An 18,514-nucleotide genomic window follows, 5' to 3' on the forward strand; every position below is an offset into this window, starting at 1 on the left:
GCGCAGGGCCACGGGTGTCGGAAAAAAACTTCTCGCGAGGGCGCGCGGACTACTTCAGCGCGCCCGCCGTCAGGCCCTGCACCACCTGCCGCTGGAAGACGATGTACGCCGCCAGCACCGGCAGCATGGCCATGACCAGGCCCGCGAAGAGTCCCGACCAGTCGCCCTTGTAGCCCTGGGAGACGGCCAGCTGGACCAGACCCTGGGTCAGGACGCGCTTCTCCGGGTCGGTGTTCAGCACCGTCGGCAGCATGTACTGGTTCCACTGCCCCAGGAAGTTGAAGATGCCCACGCTGATCAGGCCCGGCTTGGCCATCGGCAGCATGATCTGGAAGAACGTCCTGGTGTGCGAGGCACCGTCCACGAGCGCCGCCTCCGCCACCGTGGTCGGCAGGGTCCGGAAGAACGCCGTCAGGAAGAACACGGTGAACGGCAGCGAGTACGCGATGTAGACCAGGATCAGGCCGTGGATCGTGTTCAGCAGCCCCATGTTGTCCACGACGTAGAACAACGGCACCATCGCCAGCATGATCGGGAAGCTCATGCCGCCGACGAACAGGTAGTAGAGGAAGCGGTTGCCCGGGAAGTCGAACCGGGCCAGCACGTACGCCGCCATCGAGCCCAGCACCAGGGTGCCGATGAGCGAGCCGCCGACCACCAGGACGGTGTTGAAGAAGTAGTCGCCCATGTGGCCCTGGTTCCAGGCCCGCGACCAGTTGTCGAAGTGCAGCCTGTCCGGCAGCGACCAGGGCGAGTCGAAGATGGAGGCGTCGTCCTTGAAGGACGTCATCACCGCCCACAGCAGCGGCAGGGCCACCATGAACGCCCACAGGACGAGCATGCCGTGCGAGAAGGCGTTGAGGACCACGCCCTCCTTCTTCTGCTCGGCGGGGGGCGCGGGCTTCCCGTCCGTCTTCGTCACGGTCGTGCCGCGCTCGGCCGGTACGGGGGCGGGGGTCTCGGTCGTCTTCATCTGTCAGTACTCCAGCCGCTCGCGCCGGCCCAGCCGCATCACGACGGCCGCGAAGGCCAGCGTCACGATGAGCAGGGCGACGCCGATGGTGGTGGCGTAGGCGGCCTGACCGTCACGGAACGCCTTCTGGTACACGTACAGGACCATGACGGTGGTCGAGTAGTCGGGGCCGCCCGGTCCGGTCGTCATGATGTGCACGACCGCGAAGGACTCGGCTCCGAGGGCCAGGATGCCCATGTAGACCCAGCCGGACTGCACGGTGTCCCACAGCAGCGGCAGGGTGATCCGGAAGAACGTGGTGACGCGGCTCGCGCCGTCCAGCAGGGCGGCCTCGTACAGGTCCGCGGGGATGGAGGCCATGCCCGCGGAGAAGAGCACCACGAAGAAGCCGACCGTGGACCACACGATCACCGCCATCACGCACCACAGCGCGAGGCTCGGGTCGCCGAGCCACAGCGGCTGGACGCTCTCGAGGCCGATGCCGCGCAGCAGCGAGTTGATGGCGCCGCTGTCCGGGTTGTAGGCGAAGGCGAACAGCAGCGCCACGATCGCGATGGACAGCACCTGCGGGAAGAAGTAGACGATCTTGTACAGGCCGGAGCCGCGGACGCCGGTGATGACCGGCCCGCCCCTGCGGCGCTTCCCGCCCACGTTGATCATGAACGCGAAGAACAGCGCCAGACCGAGCGTCACGACCGGCAGCAGCACCGCGAACAGCAGGCTGTGCTGGAGCGACTTCCAGAAGACGTCGTCGTCGAGCATCCTTTCGTAATTGTCGAAGCCGACCATCTTGAAGTCGGGACTGAGGCCCGTCCAGTCAGTGAACGAGTAGTAGATGGACTGGATGAACGGCCAGACGACCAAAAGCCCGTACAGCCCCAGAGGCACCGCGAGGAACCCCACGATGAACCGGTACTTGCCGTGCTGCATTGCTACCGACCCCGATCTGCGCGCGCGGGAGCTGCCACCAGGGCCCGCCCCGCGCGCGTGCGGCGCCGGGCAGGCCCTGGTGGCGGTGGCTCACTAGTGCTTGTAGTGCTTGATCGACGAGTCCTTGGCCGCCTCGTCGGCGTAGCCCTGGATCTTCTTGATGGCCTCGGCCGGGGTGATGCGGCCCGCCATCATCTCGCCGATGCCGCCGACGCCGATCTTCTCCTTCTGCAGCTGCACGTACCAGTCCTGGATCCGCGGGTTCAGGACGTTGTCGCCGGCCTTCTCCAGGGCCGCGACGCCCGCCTTGAGGCCCGGGGTCAGCTCGATGCCGTCGGTGCCGCCGTTGAACGCGGTGAGCGACTTGACCGTGCTGGTGAAGTTCTTCGACGAGGCCTCACTGAGCATGATGCGCAGCTGCTCCATGCCGCCCGTGCCGTTCTTCGCCTTGGCGGGCACGACGAAGGGCTCGCCGCCGGAGGCCCACAGGGCGCCGAAGGGCAGCTTGTCGGAGCTGTCCAGGCCGGTCGGCGCGGACACGGCCAGGTCGAAGTCGTCGGGGATGACGTTCGCCGACTCGTTCTCCACCCAGGAGCCGTTCGGGATGAACAGGGCCTTGCCCTTGGCCCACGCGGTCTGCGACTGGACGTGGTCGAGGCCGGGGGTGCCCTTGAGGACGTAGCCCTTCTTGACCAGCTCGTAGTAGGCCTCGAAGCAGGCCTTGACCGCCGGGTGCTTCCAGGCGTTCGGCTCCAGGTTGTCGATGGCGTCCAGGACCTCGCGGCCGCCGACCTTGCCGATCATCGGGTACAGCGAGAAGGGCACGTAGTACGGGTACTTGCCCGCGTACGTCCAGCCCGCCATGCCCTTCTTCTTGGCCTTCGCGCACACGGCGAGCATCTGGTCCCAGGTCTCCGGGTACTCCTCGTCGAGCGAGGCCAGGGCCTTCTTGGAGTACCAGACGCCGTAGACCGTGTACGCGTAGTACATGATCCAGACCTTCTCGCCGTCGAACTGGCCCATCTCCACGATGCCGGGGCGCAGCGTGTCGCGGACCTTCTTGTTCGGGTCGTCGACCGACGGGGCGTCGAGCAGCGGGGTGAGGTCGGTGAGCTGGTTCTTGCCGACCAGGACACCCATGTCCATCTGCTCGGCGCCGGAGTTGTCGATGAGGTCCGGCGGGGTGCCCTGGTTGAAGCGGGGCTGGAGCGTGGACTGGATCTTCTGGGTGGCGGAGAACTTGACCTTCGCCTTGGGGAAGTTCTTCTCGTAGACCTTGACGGCGTCCTCGGCGTACTGCGTGCCGAAGCCGCCGTCGAAGAGGACGAACTCCATGCCGGCGGTCTCGTTGACACCGAGCGGGTTCTTGGCGGTCTTCTTGCCGCCCTTGGCCTTCTCCGGCTCGTCGTCCCCGCCGCCGCTGGCACACGAGGCCAGGAAGCTCATCGTGGGGACGGAGATCAGGCCGAGCGCGGCGGACCGCTTGATCAGACTGCGGCGGCCTACTCCCGCCGTGCCGCTGTGCTCGGAACCGTTGTTCTCGGTGTGGGTGGATCCCATGCTCAAGTCCTCGCCTTCTCCAGGACTCAGGCGGTGAACCGGATCCTCCCCGGCACCGCGATCGGGTCAAGCTGGGTCGTACCTGATGTGCGGGTCGTGCGCGACGCGTACTCGGGTGTCTGGACTACTTCACTGCATGATGTTCCGGGTTTGCGGGAAATGGCCCCACGGCTGGCGTGTTACTGCAGGAAACCTGCCGAGAAACGACGCCTTCCGACTCCCCCGGGCCCACTCCCGACCGGTGAGAACCGAAGGGTGCGGACGCCGACAGGTATAGTCCACTTACCTCCGGGGGAGCAAGATCGAATGCAAGGTTGACGGCGGGTCTTTTCCGAAGTGAGACCTCGCGGAAATATGAGCGACCTGTGCGTTCCGCGCCGGGAATATCCCCGGCATTGCCCTCGAAAGCCACGGTCGACGCCCTTGACACCGCCGAACGCTTGCCCCACTACTGTTCCTTGCGCAAGGAAGCTGACAACGTTGTCCGCACGCAGGGAGGATGGCCCGGGTATGCAGCACAGAGCTCGGCACAGATGGGGCCCGGCGGTCGTCTTCACGGCCGCTTTCGCCATGGCCGTGGGCTCGCAGGGCGCGGCGGTCGCCCTGCCTCAGGCGCCCGACGCCGACGCGGGGCGGGAGTTCGCCTCGTCGTTCGAGGCCGGCGACCCCGCCCCGGACTGGCGCAGCACCGTCGAGGAGGGTCCCGGCGGCGGGAAGCGCGCCTCGGGTGTCGACGGCGGATACAGCAACGGCATACCGGGCAATGTGACCGACCGGGTCACGGACGTCCGGGCGAGCGACGAGAACGCCGGCGGCGGGGAGGTGAAGGAGAACCTCGTCGACGGCGAACCGAGCAGCAAGTGGCTGGCGTTCGAGCCGACCGGCTGGGTGGAGTTCGACCTGGACGAGCCCGTGAAGCTCGCCCGTTACGCGCTCACCTCCGCCAACGACCACGACGAGCGCGACCCGGCCGGCTGGACGCTGAAGGGCTCGGCGGACGGCAAGGAGTGGAAGACGCTCGACACGCGCTCCGGGCAGTCGTTCTCCGAGCGGTTCCAGACGAAGACGTACGACCTTTCCGAACCGTCCGAATACCGGCACTTCCGGCTCGACGTCACGGAGAACAACGGCGGTGACATCCTTCAGCTCGCCGACGTGCAGTTCTCGGTCGGCGGCGGTGACGGGCCCGTCCCACCGGACATGCTGTCGCTGGTGGACCGCGGCCCGAGCGGCTCCCCCACCGCGAAGGCGGGGGCCGGCTTCACGGGCAAGCGGGCCCTGAAGTACGCGGGACGGCACACGGCGGACGGCCGAGCATACTCGTACAACAAGGTCTTCGACGTGAACGTGGCCGTGCAGCGCGACACGCGGCTCGGCTACCGGATCTTCCCCTCGATGGCGGACGGCGACCTGGACTACGACGCCACGAACGTCTCCGTGGACCTCGCCTTCACCGACGGCACCTACCTCAGCGACCTGGGCGCCACCGACAGCCACGGCTTCGCGCTGACGCCACGCGGTCAAGGCACGTCGAAGGTGCTGTACGTCAACCAGTGGAACAACGTCACCTCGCGGATCGGCACGGTCGCGGCGGGCAGGACGGTGGACCGGATCCTGGTGGCGTACGACTCCCCGAAGGGCCCGGCGAAGTTCCGGGGCTGGGTGGACGACGTGACGATCCGGCCCGTCCCGCCGGAGGCACCGAAGGCCCACCCGTCGGACTACGCGCTCACGACGCGCGGCACGAACTCCAGCGGCGGCTTCTCGCGCGGCAACAACTTCCCGGCGACCGCCGTGCCGCACGGCTTCAACTTCTGGACGCCGGTGACGAACGCGGGCTCGCTGAGCTGGCTGTACGACTACGCGCGCGGCAACAACGCGGACAACCTGCCGACGATCCAGGCGTTCAGCGCCAGCCACGAGCCGAGCCCGTGGATGGGCGACCGGCAGACCTTCCAGGTGATGCCGTCGACCGCCGCGGGCACCCCGGACCACGGCCGTGAGGCGCGTGAGCTGGCCTTCCGGCACGAGAACGAGACCGCCCGGCCGTACTACTACGGGGTGCGGTTCGAGAACGGCCTCAAGGCGGAGATGACGCCGACGGACCACGCGGCGATGCTCCGGTTCACCTACCCCGGCGACGACGCGAGCGTGCTGTTCGACAACGTCACCGACCAGGCGGGCCTGAGCCTCGACGAGGACAGCGGCGTCGTCACCGGCTACTCGGACGTGAAGTCCGGCCTGTCGGCGGGCGCCACCCGTCTCTTCGTGTACGGCACGTTCGACAAGCCGGTCACCGAGGGCTCCGCGAGCGGTGTCAAGGGCCATCTGCGGTTCGACGCGGGCAAGGACCGCAGGGTGACGCTGCGCCTGGCCACCTCGCTGATCAGCGTCGACCAGGCGAAGGACAACCTGCGCCAGGAGATCCCCGGCGGCACGGACTTCGCGGCCGTCAAGAAACGCGCCCAGAAGCAGTGGGACGCGCTGCTCGGCAAGGTCGAGGTGGAGGGCGCGACGCCGGACCAGCTGACCACGCTGTACTCCAGCCTGTACCGGCTGTACCTGTACCCCAACTCGGGCTTCGAGAAGGTCGACGGGAAGGACAAGTACGCCTCTCCGTTCTCGCCGATGCCGGACCCGGACACCCCGACGCACACCGGCGCCAAGATCGTCGACGGCAAGGTGTACGTCAACAACGGCTTCTGGGACACCTACCGCACCACCTGGCCGGCGTACTCCTTCCTCACGCCGGGCAAGGCCGGTGAGCTGGTCGACGGCTTCGTGCAGCAGTACAAGGACGGCGGCTGGACCTCCCGCTGGTCCTCCCCCGGCTACGCCGACCTGATGACGGGCACCTCCTCGGACGTCGCGTTCGCCGACGCGTACGTCAAGGGCGTGGACTTCGACGAGAAGGCGGCGTACGACGCGGCCGTGAAGAACGCGACCGTGGTGCCCCCGGCGTCCGGTGTGGGCCGCAAGGGCATGGCGACCTCGCCGTTCCTCGGCTACACCAGCACCGGCACGCACGAGGGCCTGTCGTGGGCACTGGAGGGCTACCTCAACGACTACGGCATCGCCCGCATGGGCCAGAAGCTCTACAAGGACACGGGCGAGAAGCGCTACCGGGAGGAGTCGGAGTACTTCCTCAACCGCGCCCAGGACTACGTCAACCTCTTCGACACGAAGGCCGGCTTCTTCCAGGGCAAGGACGCCGAGGGCGACTGGCGCGTGAAGTCGGAGGAGTACGACCCGCGCGTGTGGGGTCACGACTACACGGAGACCAACGGCTGGGGCTACGCCTTCACCGCCCCGCAGGACAGCCGGGGCCTGGCGAACCTGTACGGCGGTCGCAGCGGCCTCGGCGACAAGCTCGACGAGTACTTCTCCACCCCGGAGACGGCCTCCCCCGAGTTCGTCGGCTCCTACGGCGGTGTCATCCACGAGATGACCGAGGCACGTGACGTGCGGATGGGCATGTACGGGCACTCCAACCAGGTCGCCCACCACGTGAACTACATGTACGACGCGGCCGGGCAGCCCTTCAAGGCCCAGAAGAACGTCCGTGAGGTGCTGTCCCGGCTCTACACCGGCAGCGAGATCGGGCAGGGCTACCACGGCGACGAGGACAACGGCGAGCAGTCGGCCTGGTTCCTGTTCTCCTCGCTGGGCTTCTACCCGCTGGTGATGGGCAGCGGCGAGTACGCCATCGGCTCCCCGCTGTTCAAGAAGGCGACCGTGCACCTGGAGAACGGCCACGACCTGGTCGTGAAGGCACCGGACAACAGCGCGAAGAACGTGTACGTCCAGGGCCTGAAGGTCAACGGCCGCGCCTGGACGAAGACCTCGCTGCCGCACGCGCTGCTCGCGAAGGGCGGGGTGCTGGAGTTCGACATGGGCCCGCGCCCCTCGACGTGGGGCACCGGCAAGGACGCTGCGCCCGTGTCGGTCACGCGGGACGACAAGGTGCCGACGCCGCGCGCGGACGTCCTGAAGGGCGAGGGTGCCCTGTTCGACAACACGTCGGGCACCGGCGCCGCCGTGTCCACGGTGGAGCTGCCGACGGGCGCGGAGACGAAGGCCGTGCAGTACACGCTGACGTCCGCCGACCACGCGAAGGCGCCCACCGGGTGGGTCCTGCAGGGCTCGGCCGACGGCGACACCTGGCAGGACCTGGACGAACGCTCCGGCGAGTCGTTCCGCTGGGACCGGCAGACCCGGGCGTTCTCGGTGCCGGAGCCGGGCGCGTACCGGCACTACCGGCTCGTCCTGGACGGCGAGGCCACGCTCGCGGAGGTGGAGCTGCTGTCCTGACGCACGGTCGTGGCGGGTCCGGACGCGGCCTCCGTCCGGACCCGCCGTCCCCTCCCGTCCCACGGCGTACCCCGTGGGACGGGAGGGCATCCGTGCGACGCGGTCGGCCCCGGGCGCCAACGACCCGGTTCACGACGCGCGTTGACAGCCCGTCCTCCGCGGGGTGTCCATGCCGGGGGCCTGCCGCAGCTGCCCGTCCTGTCCCGCCCCGCCCCGCCCGGGTGTCGTGTTCCGCCCGGGCGGGCACGGCGAAGGGCCGTATCCCCGGTATACGGGGATACGGCCCTCTCACGTGGTGCGCCGGCGCCTACTTGCGGATCAGGCTGCGCAGCACGTACTGCATGATGCCGCCGTTGCGGTAGTAGTCCGCCTCGCCGGGGGTGTCGATGCGGACGACCGCGTCGAACTCGACACCGGTGTCGGTGGTGACCTTCACCGTGCGCGGCGTGGTGCCGTTGTTGAGCTCCTCGACGCCGGTGAAGGAGAAGGTCTCCTCGCCGGTCAGGCCGAGGGTCTGGGCGGTCTGCCCCTCGGGGAACTGCAGCGGCAGCACGCCCATGCCGATGAGGTTGGAGCGGTGGATGCGCTCGTAGGACTCGGCGATGACGGCCTTGACGCCCAGGAGCGCGGTGCCCTTGGCCGCCCAGTCGCGGGACGAGCCGGAGCCGTACTCCTTGCCGGCCAGGACGACCAGCGGGATGCCCTGCTCGATGTAGTTGCGCGAGGCGTCGTAGATGAAGGAGACGGGGGCGCCGTCCTGCGTGAAGTCGCGGGTGTAGCCGCCCTCGGTGCCCGGCGCGATCTGGTTGCGCAGGCGGATGTTGGCGAACGTGCCGCGGATCATGACCTCGTGGTTGCCCCGGCGGGAACCGTAGGAGTTGAAGTCACGACGCTCCACACCGTGCTCGGTGAGGTACGTGCCGGCCGGGGTGTCGGCCTTGATGGCGCCGGCCGGGGAGATGTGGTCGGTGGTGACCGAGTCGCCCAGCTTGGCGAGCACGCGCGCGCCCGAGATGTCGGAGACCGGGGTGGTCTCCATCGTCATGCCCTCGAAGTACGGGGGCTTGCGGACGTACGTCGACTGCGGGTCCCACTCGAAGGTGTTGCCGGTCGGAATGGGCAGCGCCTGCCACTGGGCGTCGCCCGCGAAGACGTCGCTGTAGGACTTGGCGAACATGTCCTCGCCGATGGCGTTGGCGACGACGTCGTTGACCTCGGCCTCGGAGGGCCAGATGTCCTTCAGGTAGACCGGGTTGCCGTCCTGGTCGGCACCCAGGGCGTCCTTGGTGATGTCCACCTTCATGGAGCCGGCCAGGGCGTACGCGACGACCAGCGGCGGGGACGCCAGGTAGTTCATCTTGACGTCGGGGTTGATCCGGCCCTCGAAGTTGCGGTTGCCGGACAGCACCGAGGTCACGGCCAGGTCGTGCTCGTTGACGGCCTGGGAGACCTCGTCGGGCAGCGGGCCGGAGTTGCCGATGCAGGTGGTGCAGCCGTAGCCGACGAGGTTGAAGCCGACCTTGTCGAGGTACGGGGTCAGGCCCGCCTTCTCGAAGTAGTCGGTGACGACCTTGGAGCCCGGGGCGAGGGTGGTCTTGACCCACGGCTTGCGGGTCAGGCCCTTCTCCACGGCCTTCTTCGCGACGAGCGCGGCGGCGACCATGACGTACGGGTTGGAGGTGTTGGTGCAGGAGGTGATGGCCGCGACCGTCACCGCGCCGTGGTCCAGCTCGTAGGTGGTGCCGTCGGGGGCGGTGACCGGGATCGGGTTGCTCGGCACGCCGTTGCTGACGGCCGGGGCGTCGGAGGCCGGGAAGGACTCCTGGCCCGCCTCGTCCACGCTGTCCACGTAGTTGCGGACGTCCTGCTTGAACTGCTCGGCGGCGTTCGCGAGGACGATACGGTCCTGCGGGCGCTTCGGGCCGGCGATGGACGGGACGACCGTCGACAGGTCCAGCTCGAGCTTCTCGGAGAAGTCCGGCTCGGCCTTCGGGTCCAGCCAGAGGCCCTGCTCCTTGGCGTACGCCTCGACGAGCGCGACCTGCTGGCCGGAGCGGCCGGTCAGGCGCAGGTAGTTCAGAGTCTCGTCGTCGATCGGGAAGATCGCGGCGGTGGAGCCGAACTCCGGCGACATGTTGCCGATGGTGGCGCGGTTGGCGAGGCTCGTGGCCGCCACACCCTCGCCGTAGAACTCCACGAACTTGCCGACGACGCCGTGCTTGCGCAGCATCTCGGTGATGGTGAGCACCAGGTCGGTGGCGGTGGTGCCGGCCTGCAGCTCGCCGGTCAGCTTGAAGCCGACGACGCGCGGGATCAGCATGGAGACCGGCTGGCCGAGCATGGCGGCCTCGGCCTCGATGCCGCCGACGCCCCAGCCGAGCACACCGAGGCCGTTGACCATGGTGGTGTGCGAGTCGGTGCCGACGAGGGTGTCGGGGTAGGCCTGGCCGTTGCGGACCATGACCGTGCGCGCCAGGTGCTCGATGTTGACCTGGTGGACGATGCCGGTGCCGGGCGGGACGACCTTGAACTCGTCGAACGCGGTCTGGCCCCAGCGCAGGAACTGGTAGCGCTCCTTGTTGCGGCCGTACTCCAGCTCGACGTTCTGGCCGAAGGCCTCCGCCGTGCCGAACTTGTCGGCGATGACGGAGTGGTCGATGACCAGCTCGGCCGGCGCGAGCGGGTTGATCTTCGCCGGGTCGCCGCCCAGCTCCTTCACGGCCTCACGCATGGTGGCGAGGTCGACGACACAGGGCACGCCGGTGAAGTCCTGCATGATCACGCGGGCCGGCGTGAACTGGATCTCCTGCGACGGCTGGGCCTGGGAGTCCCAGCCGCCGAGGGCGCGGATGTGGTCGGCGGTGATGTTGGCGCCGTCCTCGGTGCGGAGCAGGTTCTCCAGCAGCACCTTCAGGCTGTAGGGAAGGCGCGCGGAGCCCTCGACCTGGTCCAGCCGGAAGATCTCGTACGACTCGTCGCCCACCTGCAGCGTGCTGCGGGCGTCGAAGCTGTTCGCCGACACGACAGTCTCCTTCATTGATGTGCGCGTTCCACCGCATCCTGCCGCCACGACGTCCCGGCCGATCCGCTAAGGTAAGGCTTAGTTAGGCAAGCCTTACCACCGGACTCGACTACGGCGTGCGGCTGCGGTGCGCCTCGGCAGATATCTCGATGTCGAGATAACTCTAGTACATGAGGCGGGTCCGGTCATGTGCGGCCCTGGCGTGTCCACGGCCCCGGACACGCGGCGGCGGCGCCGCAGGCGCAGCACACGGACCCCCGCCGGCTGTCATCGACCGCCCCGGCCTGGGTAACCGTCGGGGACGAACACCCACCGGCACCGCCGAGGAGGCACGCATGCCCCTGACGTTCCGCAAGAGTTTCCGGATCCTGCCCGGAGTGCGGCTCACCATCAACAAGCGCTCCTGGTCCGTGACGACCGGCGGCGCGAACGGCGGGCCGCGCCAGACCCACAGCAGCACGGGACGTCGTACGACATCGATGGATCTGCCCGGACCTTTCGGCTGGCGGCGGACCCGTTCAGCCAAACGGCCCTGACAAGCCGTCACCCGGACGGCCCTCTGAACGGGCGCCATCTCATATCTGAGATAGCCTCGAGGTCATGGCAGACGACTACCTCGTACGCATTGGCAAGCTCATCCGTGACGCCCGGCAACACCGGGGCTGGACGCAGTCGCAGCTGGCCGAGGCGCTCGGCACGAGCCAGAGCGCCGTCAACCGCATCGAGCGCGGCAACCAGAACATCAGCCTTGAGATGATCGCCCGGATCGGCGAGGCCCTCGACAGCGAGATCGTCTCGCTGGGCTACGCGGGTCCGATGCACCTGCGCGTGGTCGGCGGACGGCGCCTGTCCGGCGCCATCGACGTCAAGACGAGCAAGAACGCCTGCGTGGCGCTGCTGTGCGCCTCGCTGCTCAACAAGGGCCGTACGGTGCTGCGCCGCGTCGCCCGTATCGAGGAGGTCTACCGCCTGCTCGAAGTCCTCAGCTCCATCGGCGTGCGCGCCCGCTGGATCAACGACGGCGTCGACCTGGAGATCGTGCCGCCGGCGGAGCTGGACATGGCGGCCATCGACGCCGAGGCCGCGGTGCGCACCCGGTCCATCATCATGTTCCTCGGCCCGCTGCTGCACCGCACGGACCGCTTCATGCTGCCGTACGCCGGCGGCTGCGACCTCGGAACGCGCACCATCGAGCCGCACATGATCGCGCTGCGCCGGTTCGGCCTGGACGTGGCCGCGACGGAGGGCCAGTACCACGCGGTCGTCGACCGCTCGGTCCGACCCGACCGCCCGATCGTGCTGACCGAGCGCGGCGACACGGTGACGGAGAACGCGCTGCTGGCCGCCGCGCGCCACGACGGCGTCACCGTCATCCGCAACGCCTCCTCCAACTACATGGTCCAGGACCTGTGCTTCTTCCTGGAGGCGCTGGGCGTCCGGGTCGAGGGCATCGGTACGACCACGCTCACCGTGCACGGCGTGCCGGTCATCGACGTCGACGTGGACTACTTCCCCTCCGAGGACCCGGTCGAGGCGATGAGCCTGCTGGCCGCCGCCGTGGTGACGGAGTCCGAGCTGACGGTGCGCCGGGTCCCCATCGAGTTCCTGGAGATCGAGCTGGCGGTCCTGGAGGAGATGGGCCTGGACCACGACCGCTCCGCGGAGTACGTCGCCGACAACGGCCGCACCCGCCTGGTGGACCTCACGGTCCGGCCCTCCAAGCTGGAGGCGCCGATCGACAAGATCCACCCGATGCCGTTCCCCGGCCTGAACATCGACAACGTCCCGTTCTTCGCGGCCATCGCGGCGACCGCGCAGGGCAAGACCCTCATCCACGACTGGGTCTACGACAACCGCGCCATCTACCTCACCGACCTCAACCGCCTCGGCGGACGCCTGCAGCTGCTGGACCCGCACCGCGTCCTGGTCGAGGGCCCGACCCGCTGGCGCGCCGCGGAGATGATGTGCCCGCCGGCGCTGCGTCCCGCGGTGGTCGTCCTGCTGGCGATGATGGCGGCCGAGGGCACGTCCGTCCTGCGCAACGTGTACGTCATCAACCGCGGTTACGAGGACCTCGCGGAACGGCTGAACTCGATCGGGGCCCAGATCGAGATCTTCCGCGACATTTGATATGCGAGTGCCGCCGCACCCCGTCTGACCTGCTACTTAGCGGGACAGGGAGGAGTGCGGCGGCATCTCTGGGACTTCTCTGGGACTTTGCGCCTGCGGCGGGCTACGAGCCATGGTCCACAGGCTCTGGCGACCGGCCTCGGTTACGCGAAGATTGCGTCGATGGCGGCGCTGCCTCGTGCACCAGCGCGGGGCAGGAAGTGAGAGTACTTCCGCAGCGTGAACCCGGGGTCGGAGTGCCCCAGCCAGCGTGCCAGGGAGACGACCGATTCGCCAGCCTCCAGTTCCTCGGAAGCGTAGAAATGGCGCAGGGCGTGGAAGCCGTGCTCCCGGGACGGCTCCCACACGCGAGCACCGTCCCTGCTGCCCTCGTCCAGCGGTGCGATCACTCCTGCCTCGGCCAGAGCGGGCTTCCACACGTAGGAGTTGAAGTAGTTCCGGTTGATGGCCTTCCGCTCACGTCCCGTCGCCAGGAGGCTGTAGGTCCTCGGCCGCCGGTGCTTAGCCTCCACCGGCGTCTCGGCCGGAGTCGGGTCGTCCCAGGGCAGCGTGACCGGCACCGGCGCGAACTGCTCCATGTGCTGCCGGATGGCCCGGGCGACGCTGGACGGTAGCGGCACGTCCCGGACCTTGCGACCCTTGGGGAGCGCGAAGCACAGTTTCGCCCGCACCATCTTGACCTGCCGCCGGACGTGCACGACTTCCTTCTCGAAGTCGATGTCGTCCGCTGAAAGCCCAAGCGCCTCCCCTTGCCGGAGCCCGAGACCTGCTCCGATCACGAGGAGGAGCCGGTAGCGATCCGGCAGGGCCTTCCGTACCGCCAGGACCTGTTCGGGCGACCACGCTTCAACCCTGCCGGGTGCCGCGGCCGGAGGGCGGACCGTGCTGGACCGGCATGGGTTGCGTCCGAGGCGACGGTCCTCGACCGCGGCCTGGAGGACGCTGGAAAGCGTCGCCCAGACCATACGGATGGAGGTCGAACCGAGGTCCTTCTCCAGCCGCTTCTTCCAATGACGCAGGACCTCCGAACCGATGGCGTTGAGCGGCAGAGCACCCAGATGGGGAACGATGTGCCGCCGCACCCTCTGCTCGATCCGCTCGATCGTGGACGGGTCACCGCTCTGGGTAGGCCACCAGTGCGTTGAGATGTAGTCCTTGAGGGAAATGGCCCCATCGCGGGGATCGACGAACTCCCCTCGGCGCGCGTCCGTCTGGGCCTGGGCGAGCCAGGTTTTGGCGTCCTGGAGGGCGTCGAAGGAACGACCTTTGATGCCCGGGATGCCCTTGACGCGGTATCGGGTGCACTTGCCGTACATGGTAGTGCGATCGCGCTTGCCGGTTGTCAGGTTGGGACGCTTCTTCAACCACCGATCTTCTATGTAGCCGGCCAGGGCGAACTCCTTTGCTAGAGGGCGACGATGTCGGCGCGCATTACGACGCTTGGGAGGCGTCAGGCTCTGGTGAACCTGGCGAAACGCTCCTGAGGTCGGGTACTGAGCGGGTTGAGGGTCGAGTTAGAGCGGGAGTCGGCCTGCTCCTGTTCGAGGACCCAGGCGTCGAGGGCTTCCACCCGGTACATGACGCGACCACGAGGGCCCATGCGGAAGCTCGGCGGTCCCTGCCGACGATGGCGCCAGACGTAGAGGGTGTGAGGTGAGAGGCCGAGGTAATCGGCGGCGTCTTTCACGGTCAGAAAGGCCGTACGTACGGCTACGGAGGAAGCCGCGGGGGCAGGCAGTATCGCCGATCGTTGCATGGCAGGGTTTCCTTGCGGGGAGAGCGAGGAGCGACAGGGGCGCGGCAGCATCACCTCGCGCGGAGTGCGCCAGGACGGCCACCTGTCGGCGACACACGCTGCCTACGGCAATACGCCGCAGCAGAGCTGCCCCGCGCCTCCTCTTGCCAACGCGAAGCGGCCCGCGTCCGCCACGACTCCACCGCCAAGCACAGCCGAAAGCGAACACCTTCATGTTCGCGACGATCGCCGGTTTGGCTAACCGGCGATCGTCGGCTATGTTGCCCGCCGCATCACGCGCCCAACGCCTGCGTGGCCTCCCCGCCGGCAGGGGGAAGTGCGTACGAGTGCGCGGCTACGGGCGCGCCGTCCGAGGCGACCGTTAGCAGACCGCCGTCCGTGAGCCGGTCGAGATTCACCGTGACGCGGCGCTCGCGAGCCCCGAGGGCACGCTTGCCGTGTTGTTGCACCCGGATGCCGTGCCACGTGCACGAGGCCGACACGATCGTCGCGGTAGCCTCGCTGCAAGAGATCCGCACCGAAAAGGCCGGCCGCGCAGACGGAGGCACAGAGTCCCGTGGAGACCGCAGGGTAGTCACCGGCCTTTTGGCCGACCCAGGCGTTCAGGCCGCCGAGGGCAAAGAGCGTCGGGGAAGTGAAGCGGGCAAATCGGATAGCAGACTCAGACAGACGGGCCTCCCAAGGTGGAGCCACGCCAGCGGGCCAACCTCGCGACGCCCATCCGAGTGGTTTCGAAGAAGTGATCGCGGCCGAGCAATGGCACCACCTGGCCTGGATTTTTGCGGGACGTTGTACGTTGACATGACCTCGCGCAGCTATCCAGTGTTTCTGTGATCTTTCTTGTCTGCCGTAGGCGAATGCGCTCCAGCGCTCGGTGTAGGTGCGGCGGGTGTTGGCGCGGTCAGAGTTGGCCATCACCTCGTTGGCCTCGGGGGTGAGCTGTTTGATGTCGACAGGGACGCCTGGGAGGTTCGGCGGGTCGTTGGAGACCAGCTCGGCGTCGACGATGTCGGTGTTGGCCGACACGGCGGGCAGGGTCTCGGTCATCCCACTCCCTACGTGACGCGCGGTCAAGCTCCGCGGTCCCTGGCTCACTTGTTGCCAACGAGGTCACCGCGCACGGCCTCCGGGCCTGCGTACCGACCGACCTCGGCGCCGCGGGCTACTCAGCCGCGGAGATCAAGGACATGACCGGCGTCCTGCTTCTCGGAGTGGGCCAGGACCACGAGGACCTCCTGCCGACTTGCCGCAGATGGTGGGCGGCGACGCGGTGGCCCGGCCAGTAGTGTTACGCGGTCTCCTCGTCGACGCGAAGTATGCTGAGGGCTCCGGAGCGGCGGCCCCCTGGTCGGAGCGCCTGCCAGCGCGACGCCGGCCGATCTTGCGGTTCGAGCCCTGCGGGAAGTACACAGGAGCCGAAAATGCGGGGCGTGTCGGGTGCCCGGACCACCACCATGGCTCCATGGACGATGCGCTTGTGGATGACGTGGACGCCGCGGGGGATGACCCGCTTGATATGACCCGGCTGCCTCCGCGCCGGTCAGAGTGGAACAGCATCGCTGTCCTCGGAGGTGCCCACGAGGACGATCTCGACCTGGCTCTCGGTTACCTGGAGGCAGGTGCCATCCTGGCGAGCCACTGGATCCGCACCGGCACGAACGACGCTCTGCCCGTGCCGATCTACTACCAGTACCGGCACGCCATCGAACTCTCCCTGAAGTGGAACATCCGGTCGGCCGCGGCTTGCCTGCGTCGCCACGGAGTGTCGGTGCCGCCCGGCGAGCTCGACAACTTCCTGGCGAGGTCCCACGTGATCGCGCACCTGGCGGACCGCCTGAACCAGTACCTCAGCCGGCTGATGCCGCCCCCGAACGACCGGATCGACCCGCCCACTCAAGACACCCTGGACTGGCTGCACCAGCTCGACGAGAACGGGCAGACCTTCCGATACAGCACGGTGAAGGGCGGCAAGGGACAGGGGTTGGTGCGGGCGCGGCCGAACCAGCAGAGAGTCGACTTCGACGCGGACGTCCGGCGTCTTCATGATGCCGCTTGGATGCTGTACGCCGGCTGCTCAGGTGTCCTCGACGCGCATGCGGAGAACCAAGCCGAGTACTACGCCGAGCACGACGCCGAGTGCGAGGCCGAGATGCGGTCCGCCATGGACTACTGAAGGCACCGCGGCGGCGGCTGCGGTGCCGTCTGGCAGGATGTGACCATGTCCGACGAGTGGAGCCGCATTGAGGTGTTTCGCCTCTTCGAGGACGAGGACCCGGATGCGCTGCGAGACCCCGGGCAGTCGCCCGCTGCGGAGCCGCCCCGGACACCAGCTGCTGAGGACCTCCCACCGGGGCAGGTTGCCTGCCGGGACTGCCGCGCCGCGTACGACCCGGGCAACCCGGACGAAGTGAAGTGGCATACCGAGCCTGTGAACTGCGGGCAGTCGTGCCGGTGCGTCGGGCGTCCACGCTGCTACACCTGCGGCGGCTCGTTCTGCATGTGTGCCGCACACTGAACGTCTGCGAGAGGACTGCGCATGCCCGAGCCCGTGGACGTCGAGGGGATCAGCCGGGAAGTTCTGGACCTAGCCTCGTGGTCGGAGTGGGTTCCCTTGGCCGGCGCGGAAGTGCCGCAGATGCCGGGCGTCTACCTCGCCAGGCAGGGCGCGGCTGGCCCGCTCGTCTATGTCGGTATGGCAGGCGAACGCCAGGGAGAAGGTCTGCGCGGGCGGCTGCGTCGCTACACCAGCGGCAAGGCGCTGGCCTCCGGGCTCGGAGAGGCGGTCTTCGACCGGGCGCTGGCCGACCCCCAGTGGCTTCGCGAGCGGCTGGCGGAGGTTGAAAGTGGGCGGCCCAGGCGGGCGACCGAGTGGGGTAAGGCCGCGCTGGCCTGGGCGGATCTTCATGTCTGTTGGGCCGTCACCGAGAGCGGCACGGCGGCCAAGGCGCTGGAGAAGAAGGTACTGGTGCTGAATGCCGCCGAGTGGTGGAACCGCGCCCGCTGACCGCGGCGTCGTCAGGGCCGGCCGCTGTCGTACTGCTTGCCCGGGCCGCGGTGCCGACGGACGCGGTTCGCTCGCCGGGCGCGGGCTTCGGCGTCGGTCTGCTCCTGGAGCGAACCGAACGACTCAGACCAGACATACGGCTCTGTGGCTGCCTGGCGGTGCGTTCGACGTCCGGTCCCGGATGATTGAGCTTGAATAACCTTAGAATCGAGATTGTCTGACACAGCGCCACGTGCCACCCTGTCAGTCAGGCCGAATCGAGGCCATTCTGTGGTTGTTTCTCTGAGGGGGGCGGATGGACCTGACCATCCACGTGCAGGACGCGACCGAGGACTTTGCCCGCGAGGTGCTGGCGATGTTCGCCGGAGCCGAGGGCGTAACGGTCGCCACGCAAGAAGCGCCGGATACCGTATGGACGGCCGACCGCGCATACCGGCTACTGCGCCACACCAACACCCGCGTACAGCTGTTCATGAGCCAGCTGGTGCAGGGAGACGGCTGGCTGGACGCCTACGCCTATCGCGAGAAGTGGGGGCAGAACTCGCTTCGCGGGCCGTCAGCTGCTCTCACGAAGGCCATCAAGCGGGGGGCGAAGGAAGGTTGGTGGTCTCCGGACATCCCGAACCCGGTGCGCCCGACGACGCCCGACCCGCAAAAGGGTTGGTCGAAGACGGCTGGCTACTACCTCGATGAGGAGCACCTGCCTGCCTTCCGCGCCGCCTGGGAGCGCCGTGTGCAGGAGAACAACGGTGGCGGCCCCAGACTCATCGAGGACATCGACGACGACCCGGACGACCTCGGGGATAAGGCGTAGCGCTTCAGACGGCC

At 68.2% G+C, this 18,514-nt stretch carries 12 protein-coding genes; 6 read left to right on the plus strand and 6 right to left on the minus strand.

Annotation, left to right across the window (positions count from 1 at the left end; genetic code table 11):
• Positions 1–49: 49 nt before the first annotated feature.
• The 3 genes from ABZ354_RS01715 to ngcE all read right to left on the minus strand — a co-directional run bounded on the left by ABZ354_RS01715 (position 50) and on the right by ngcE (position 3,463).
• Complete coding sequence (locus ABZ354_RS01715) at positions 50–973, minus strand: carbohydrate ABC transporter permease (RefSeq protein ID WP_358651806.1); 924 nt, start codon at positions 971–973, stop codon at positions 50–52.
• A gap of 3 nt (positions 974–976) precedes the next feature.
• Positions 977–1,903, minus strand: coding sequence for a sugar ABC transporter permease (locus ABZ354_RS01720; RefSeq protein ID WP_358651808.1), 927 nt, complete (start codon positions 1,901–1,903; stop codon positions 977–979).
• Positions 1,904–1,996: 93 nt separating this feature from the next.
• Entirely contained in the window at positions 1,997–3,463 is a 1,467-nt protein-coding gene (gene ngcE / locus ABZ354_RS01725) for an N-acetylglucosamine/diacetylchitobiose ABC transporter substrate-binding protein (protein WP_358651810.1), read from the minus strand.
• A 510-nt stretch (positions 3,464–3,973) separates the two neighbouring features.
• Here ngcE and ABZ354_RS01730 point away from each other — a divergent pair.
• The gene (locus tag ABZ354_RS01730; protein ID WP_358651812.1) at positions 3,974–7,774 is read left to right on the plus strand and encodes a GH92 family glycosyl hydrolase; all 3,801 of its coding nucleotides are present in this window, start codon (positions 3,974–3,976) and stop codon (positions 7,772–7,774) included.
• A 307-nt stretch (positions 7,775–8,081) separates the two neighbouring features.
• On the opposite strand, the gene acnA is transcribed toward ABZ354_RS01730, so the two are convergent.
• Entirely contained in the window at positions 8,082–10,796 is a 2,715-nt protein-coding gene (gene acnA, locus ABZ354_RS01735) for an aconitate hydratase AcnA (protein WP_358651814.1), read from the minus strand.
• A gap of 335 nt (positions 10,797–11,131) precedes the next feature.
• On the opposite strand from acnA, the gene ABZ354_RS01740 reads away from it, so the two are divergent.
• Positions 11,132–11,332 (plus strand): DUF4236 domain-containing protein, encoded by a 201-nt coding sequence (locus ABZ354_RS01740; RefSeq protein WP_358651816.1) that lies wholly within the window; start codon positions 11,132–11,134, stop codon positions 11,330–11,332.
• 64 nt (positions 11,333–11,396) lie between these two features.
• Positions 11,397–12,926 (plus strand): UDP-N-acetylglucosamine 1-carboxyvinyltransferase, encoded by a 1,530-nt coding sequence (locus tag ABZ354_RS01745; RefSeq protein WP_358651818.1) that lies wholly within the window; start codon positions 11,397–11,399, stop codon positions 12,924–12,926.
• 143 nt (positions 12,927–13,069) lie between these two features.
• On the opposite strand, the gene ABZ354_RS01750 is transcribed toward ABZ354_RS01745, so the two are convergent.
• Together ABZ354_RS01750 and ABZ354_RS01755 are read right to left on the minus strand one after the other, a co-directional pair.
• Positions 13,070–14,290, minus strand: a complete 1,221-nt coding sequence (locus tag ABZ354_RS01750) for a tyrosine-type recombinase/integrase (RefSeq protein WP_358651820.1) — start codon at positions 14,288–14,290, stop codon at positions 13,070–13,072.
• A gap of 86 nt (positions 14,291–14,376) precedes the next feature.
• Positions 14,377–14,733, minus strand: coding sequence for a helix-turn-helix domain-containing protein (locus ABZ354_RS01755; RefSeq protein WP_358652229.1), 357 nt, complete (start codon positions 14,731–14,733; stop codon positions 14,377–14,379).
• 1,411 nt (positions 14,734–16,144) lie between these two features.
• On the opposite strand from ABZ354_RS01755, the gene ABZ354_RS01760 reads away from it, so the two are divergent.
• From ABZ354_RS01760 to ABZ354_RS01770, 3 genes are all read left to right on the plus strand, one after another.
• Positions 16,145–16,855 (plus strand): hypothetical protein, encoded by a 711-nt coding sequence (locus ABZ354_RS01760; RefSeq protein WP_358651822.1) that lies wholly within the window; start codon positions 16,145–16,147, stop codon positions 16,853–16,855.
• Between the two features lie 363 nt (positions 16,856–17,218).
• Positions 17,219–17,686, plus strand: a complete 468-nt coding sequence (locus tag ABZ354_RS01765) for a hypothetical protein (protein ID WP_358651824.1) — start codon at positions 17,219–17,221, stop codon at positions 17,684–17,686.
• Positions 17,687–17,981: 295 nt separating this feature from the next.
• Positions 17,982–18,500, plus strand: a complete 519-nt coding sequence (locus tag ABZ354_RS01770; RefSeq protein ID WP_358651826.1) for a hypothetical protein — start codon at positions 17,982–17,984, stop codon at positions 18,498–18,500.
• Positions 18,501–18,514: the final 14 nt, after the last annotated feature.

The sequence above is a fragment of the Streptomyces sp. NPDC005925 genome, from assembly GCF_040638805.1.
In the GTDB taxonomy this organism is placed as follows: Bacteria; Actinomycetota; Actinomycetes; order Streptomycetales; family Streptomycetaceae; genus Streptomyces.

What these genes read in the sequence shown, in the direction of transcription:
- ABZ354_RS01740 (WP_358651816.1), top strand. Translation starts at nt 11,132, where the DNA reads ATGCCCCTGACGTTCCGCAAGAGTTTCCGGATCCTGCCCGGAGTGCGG.
- ABZ354_RS01715 (WP_358651806.1), bottom strand. Translation starts at nt 973, where the DNA reads ATGAAGACGACCGAGACCCCCGCCCCCGTACCGGCCGAGCGCGGCACG.
- ABZ354_RS01760 (WP_358651822.1), top strand. Translation starts at nt 16,145, where the DNA reads ATGGACGATGCGCTTGTGGATGACGTGGACGCCGCGGGGGATGACCCG.
- ABZ354_RS01745 (WP_358651818.1), top strand. Translation starts at nt 11,397, where the DNA reads ATGGCAGACGACTACCTCGTACGCATTGGCAAGCTCATCCGTGACGCC.
- ngcE (WP_358651810.1), bottom strand. Translation starts at nt 3,463, where the DNA reads ATGGGATCCACCCACACCGAGAACAACGGTTCCGAGCACAGCGGCACG.
- ABZ354_RS01755 (WP_358652229.1), bottom strand. Translation starts at nt 14,733, where the DNA reads ATGCTGCCGCGCCCCTGTCGCTCCTCGCTCTCCCCGCAAGGAAACCCT.
- ABZ354_RS01730 (WP_358651812.1), top strand. Translation starts at nt 3,974, where the DNA reads ATGCAGCACAGAGCTCGGCACAGATGGGGCCCGGCGGTCGTCTTCACG.
- ABZ354_RS01770 (WP_358651826.1), top strand. Translation starts at nt 17,982, where the DNA reads ATGGACCTGACCATCCACGTGCAGGACGCGACCGAGGACTTTGCCCGC.
- ABZ354_RS01720 (WP_358651808.1), bottom strand. Translation starts at nt 1,903, where the DNA reads ATGCAGCACGGCAAGTACCGGTTCATCGTGGGGTTCCTCGCGGTGCCT.
- ABZ354_RS01765 (WP_358651824.1), top strand. Translation starts at nt 17,219, where the DNA reads ATGCCCGAGCCCGTGGACGTCGAGGGGATCAGCCGGGAAGTTCTGGAC.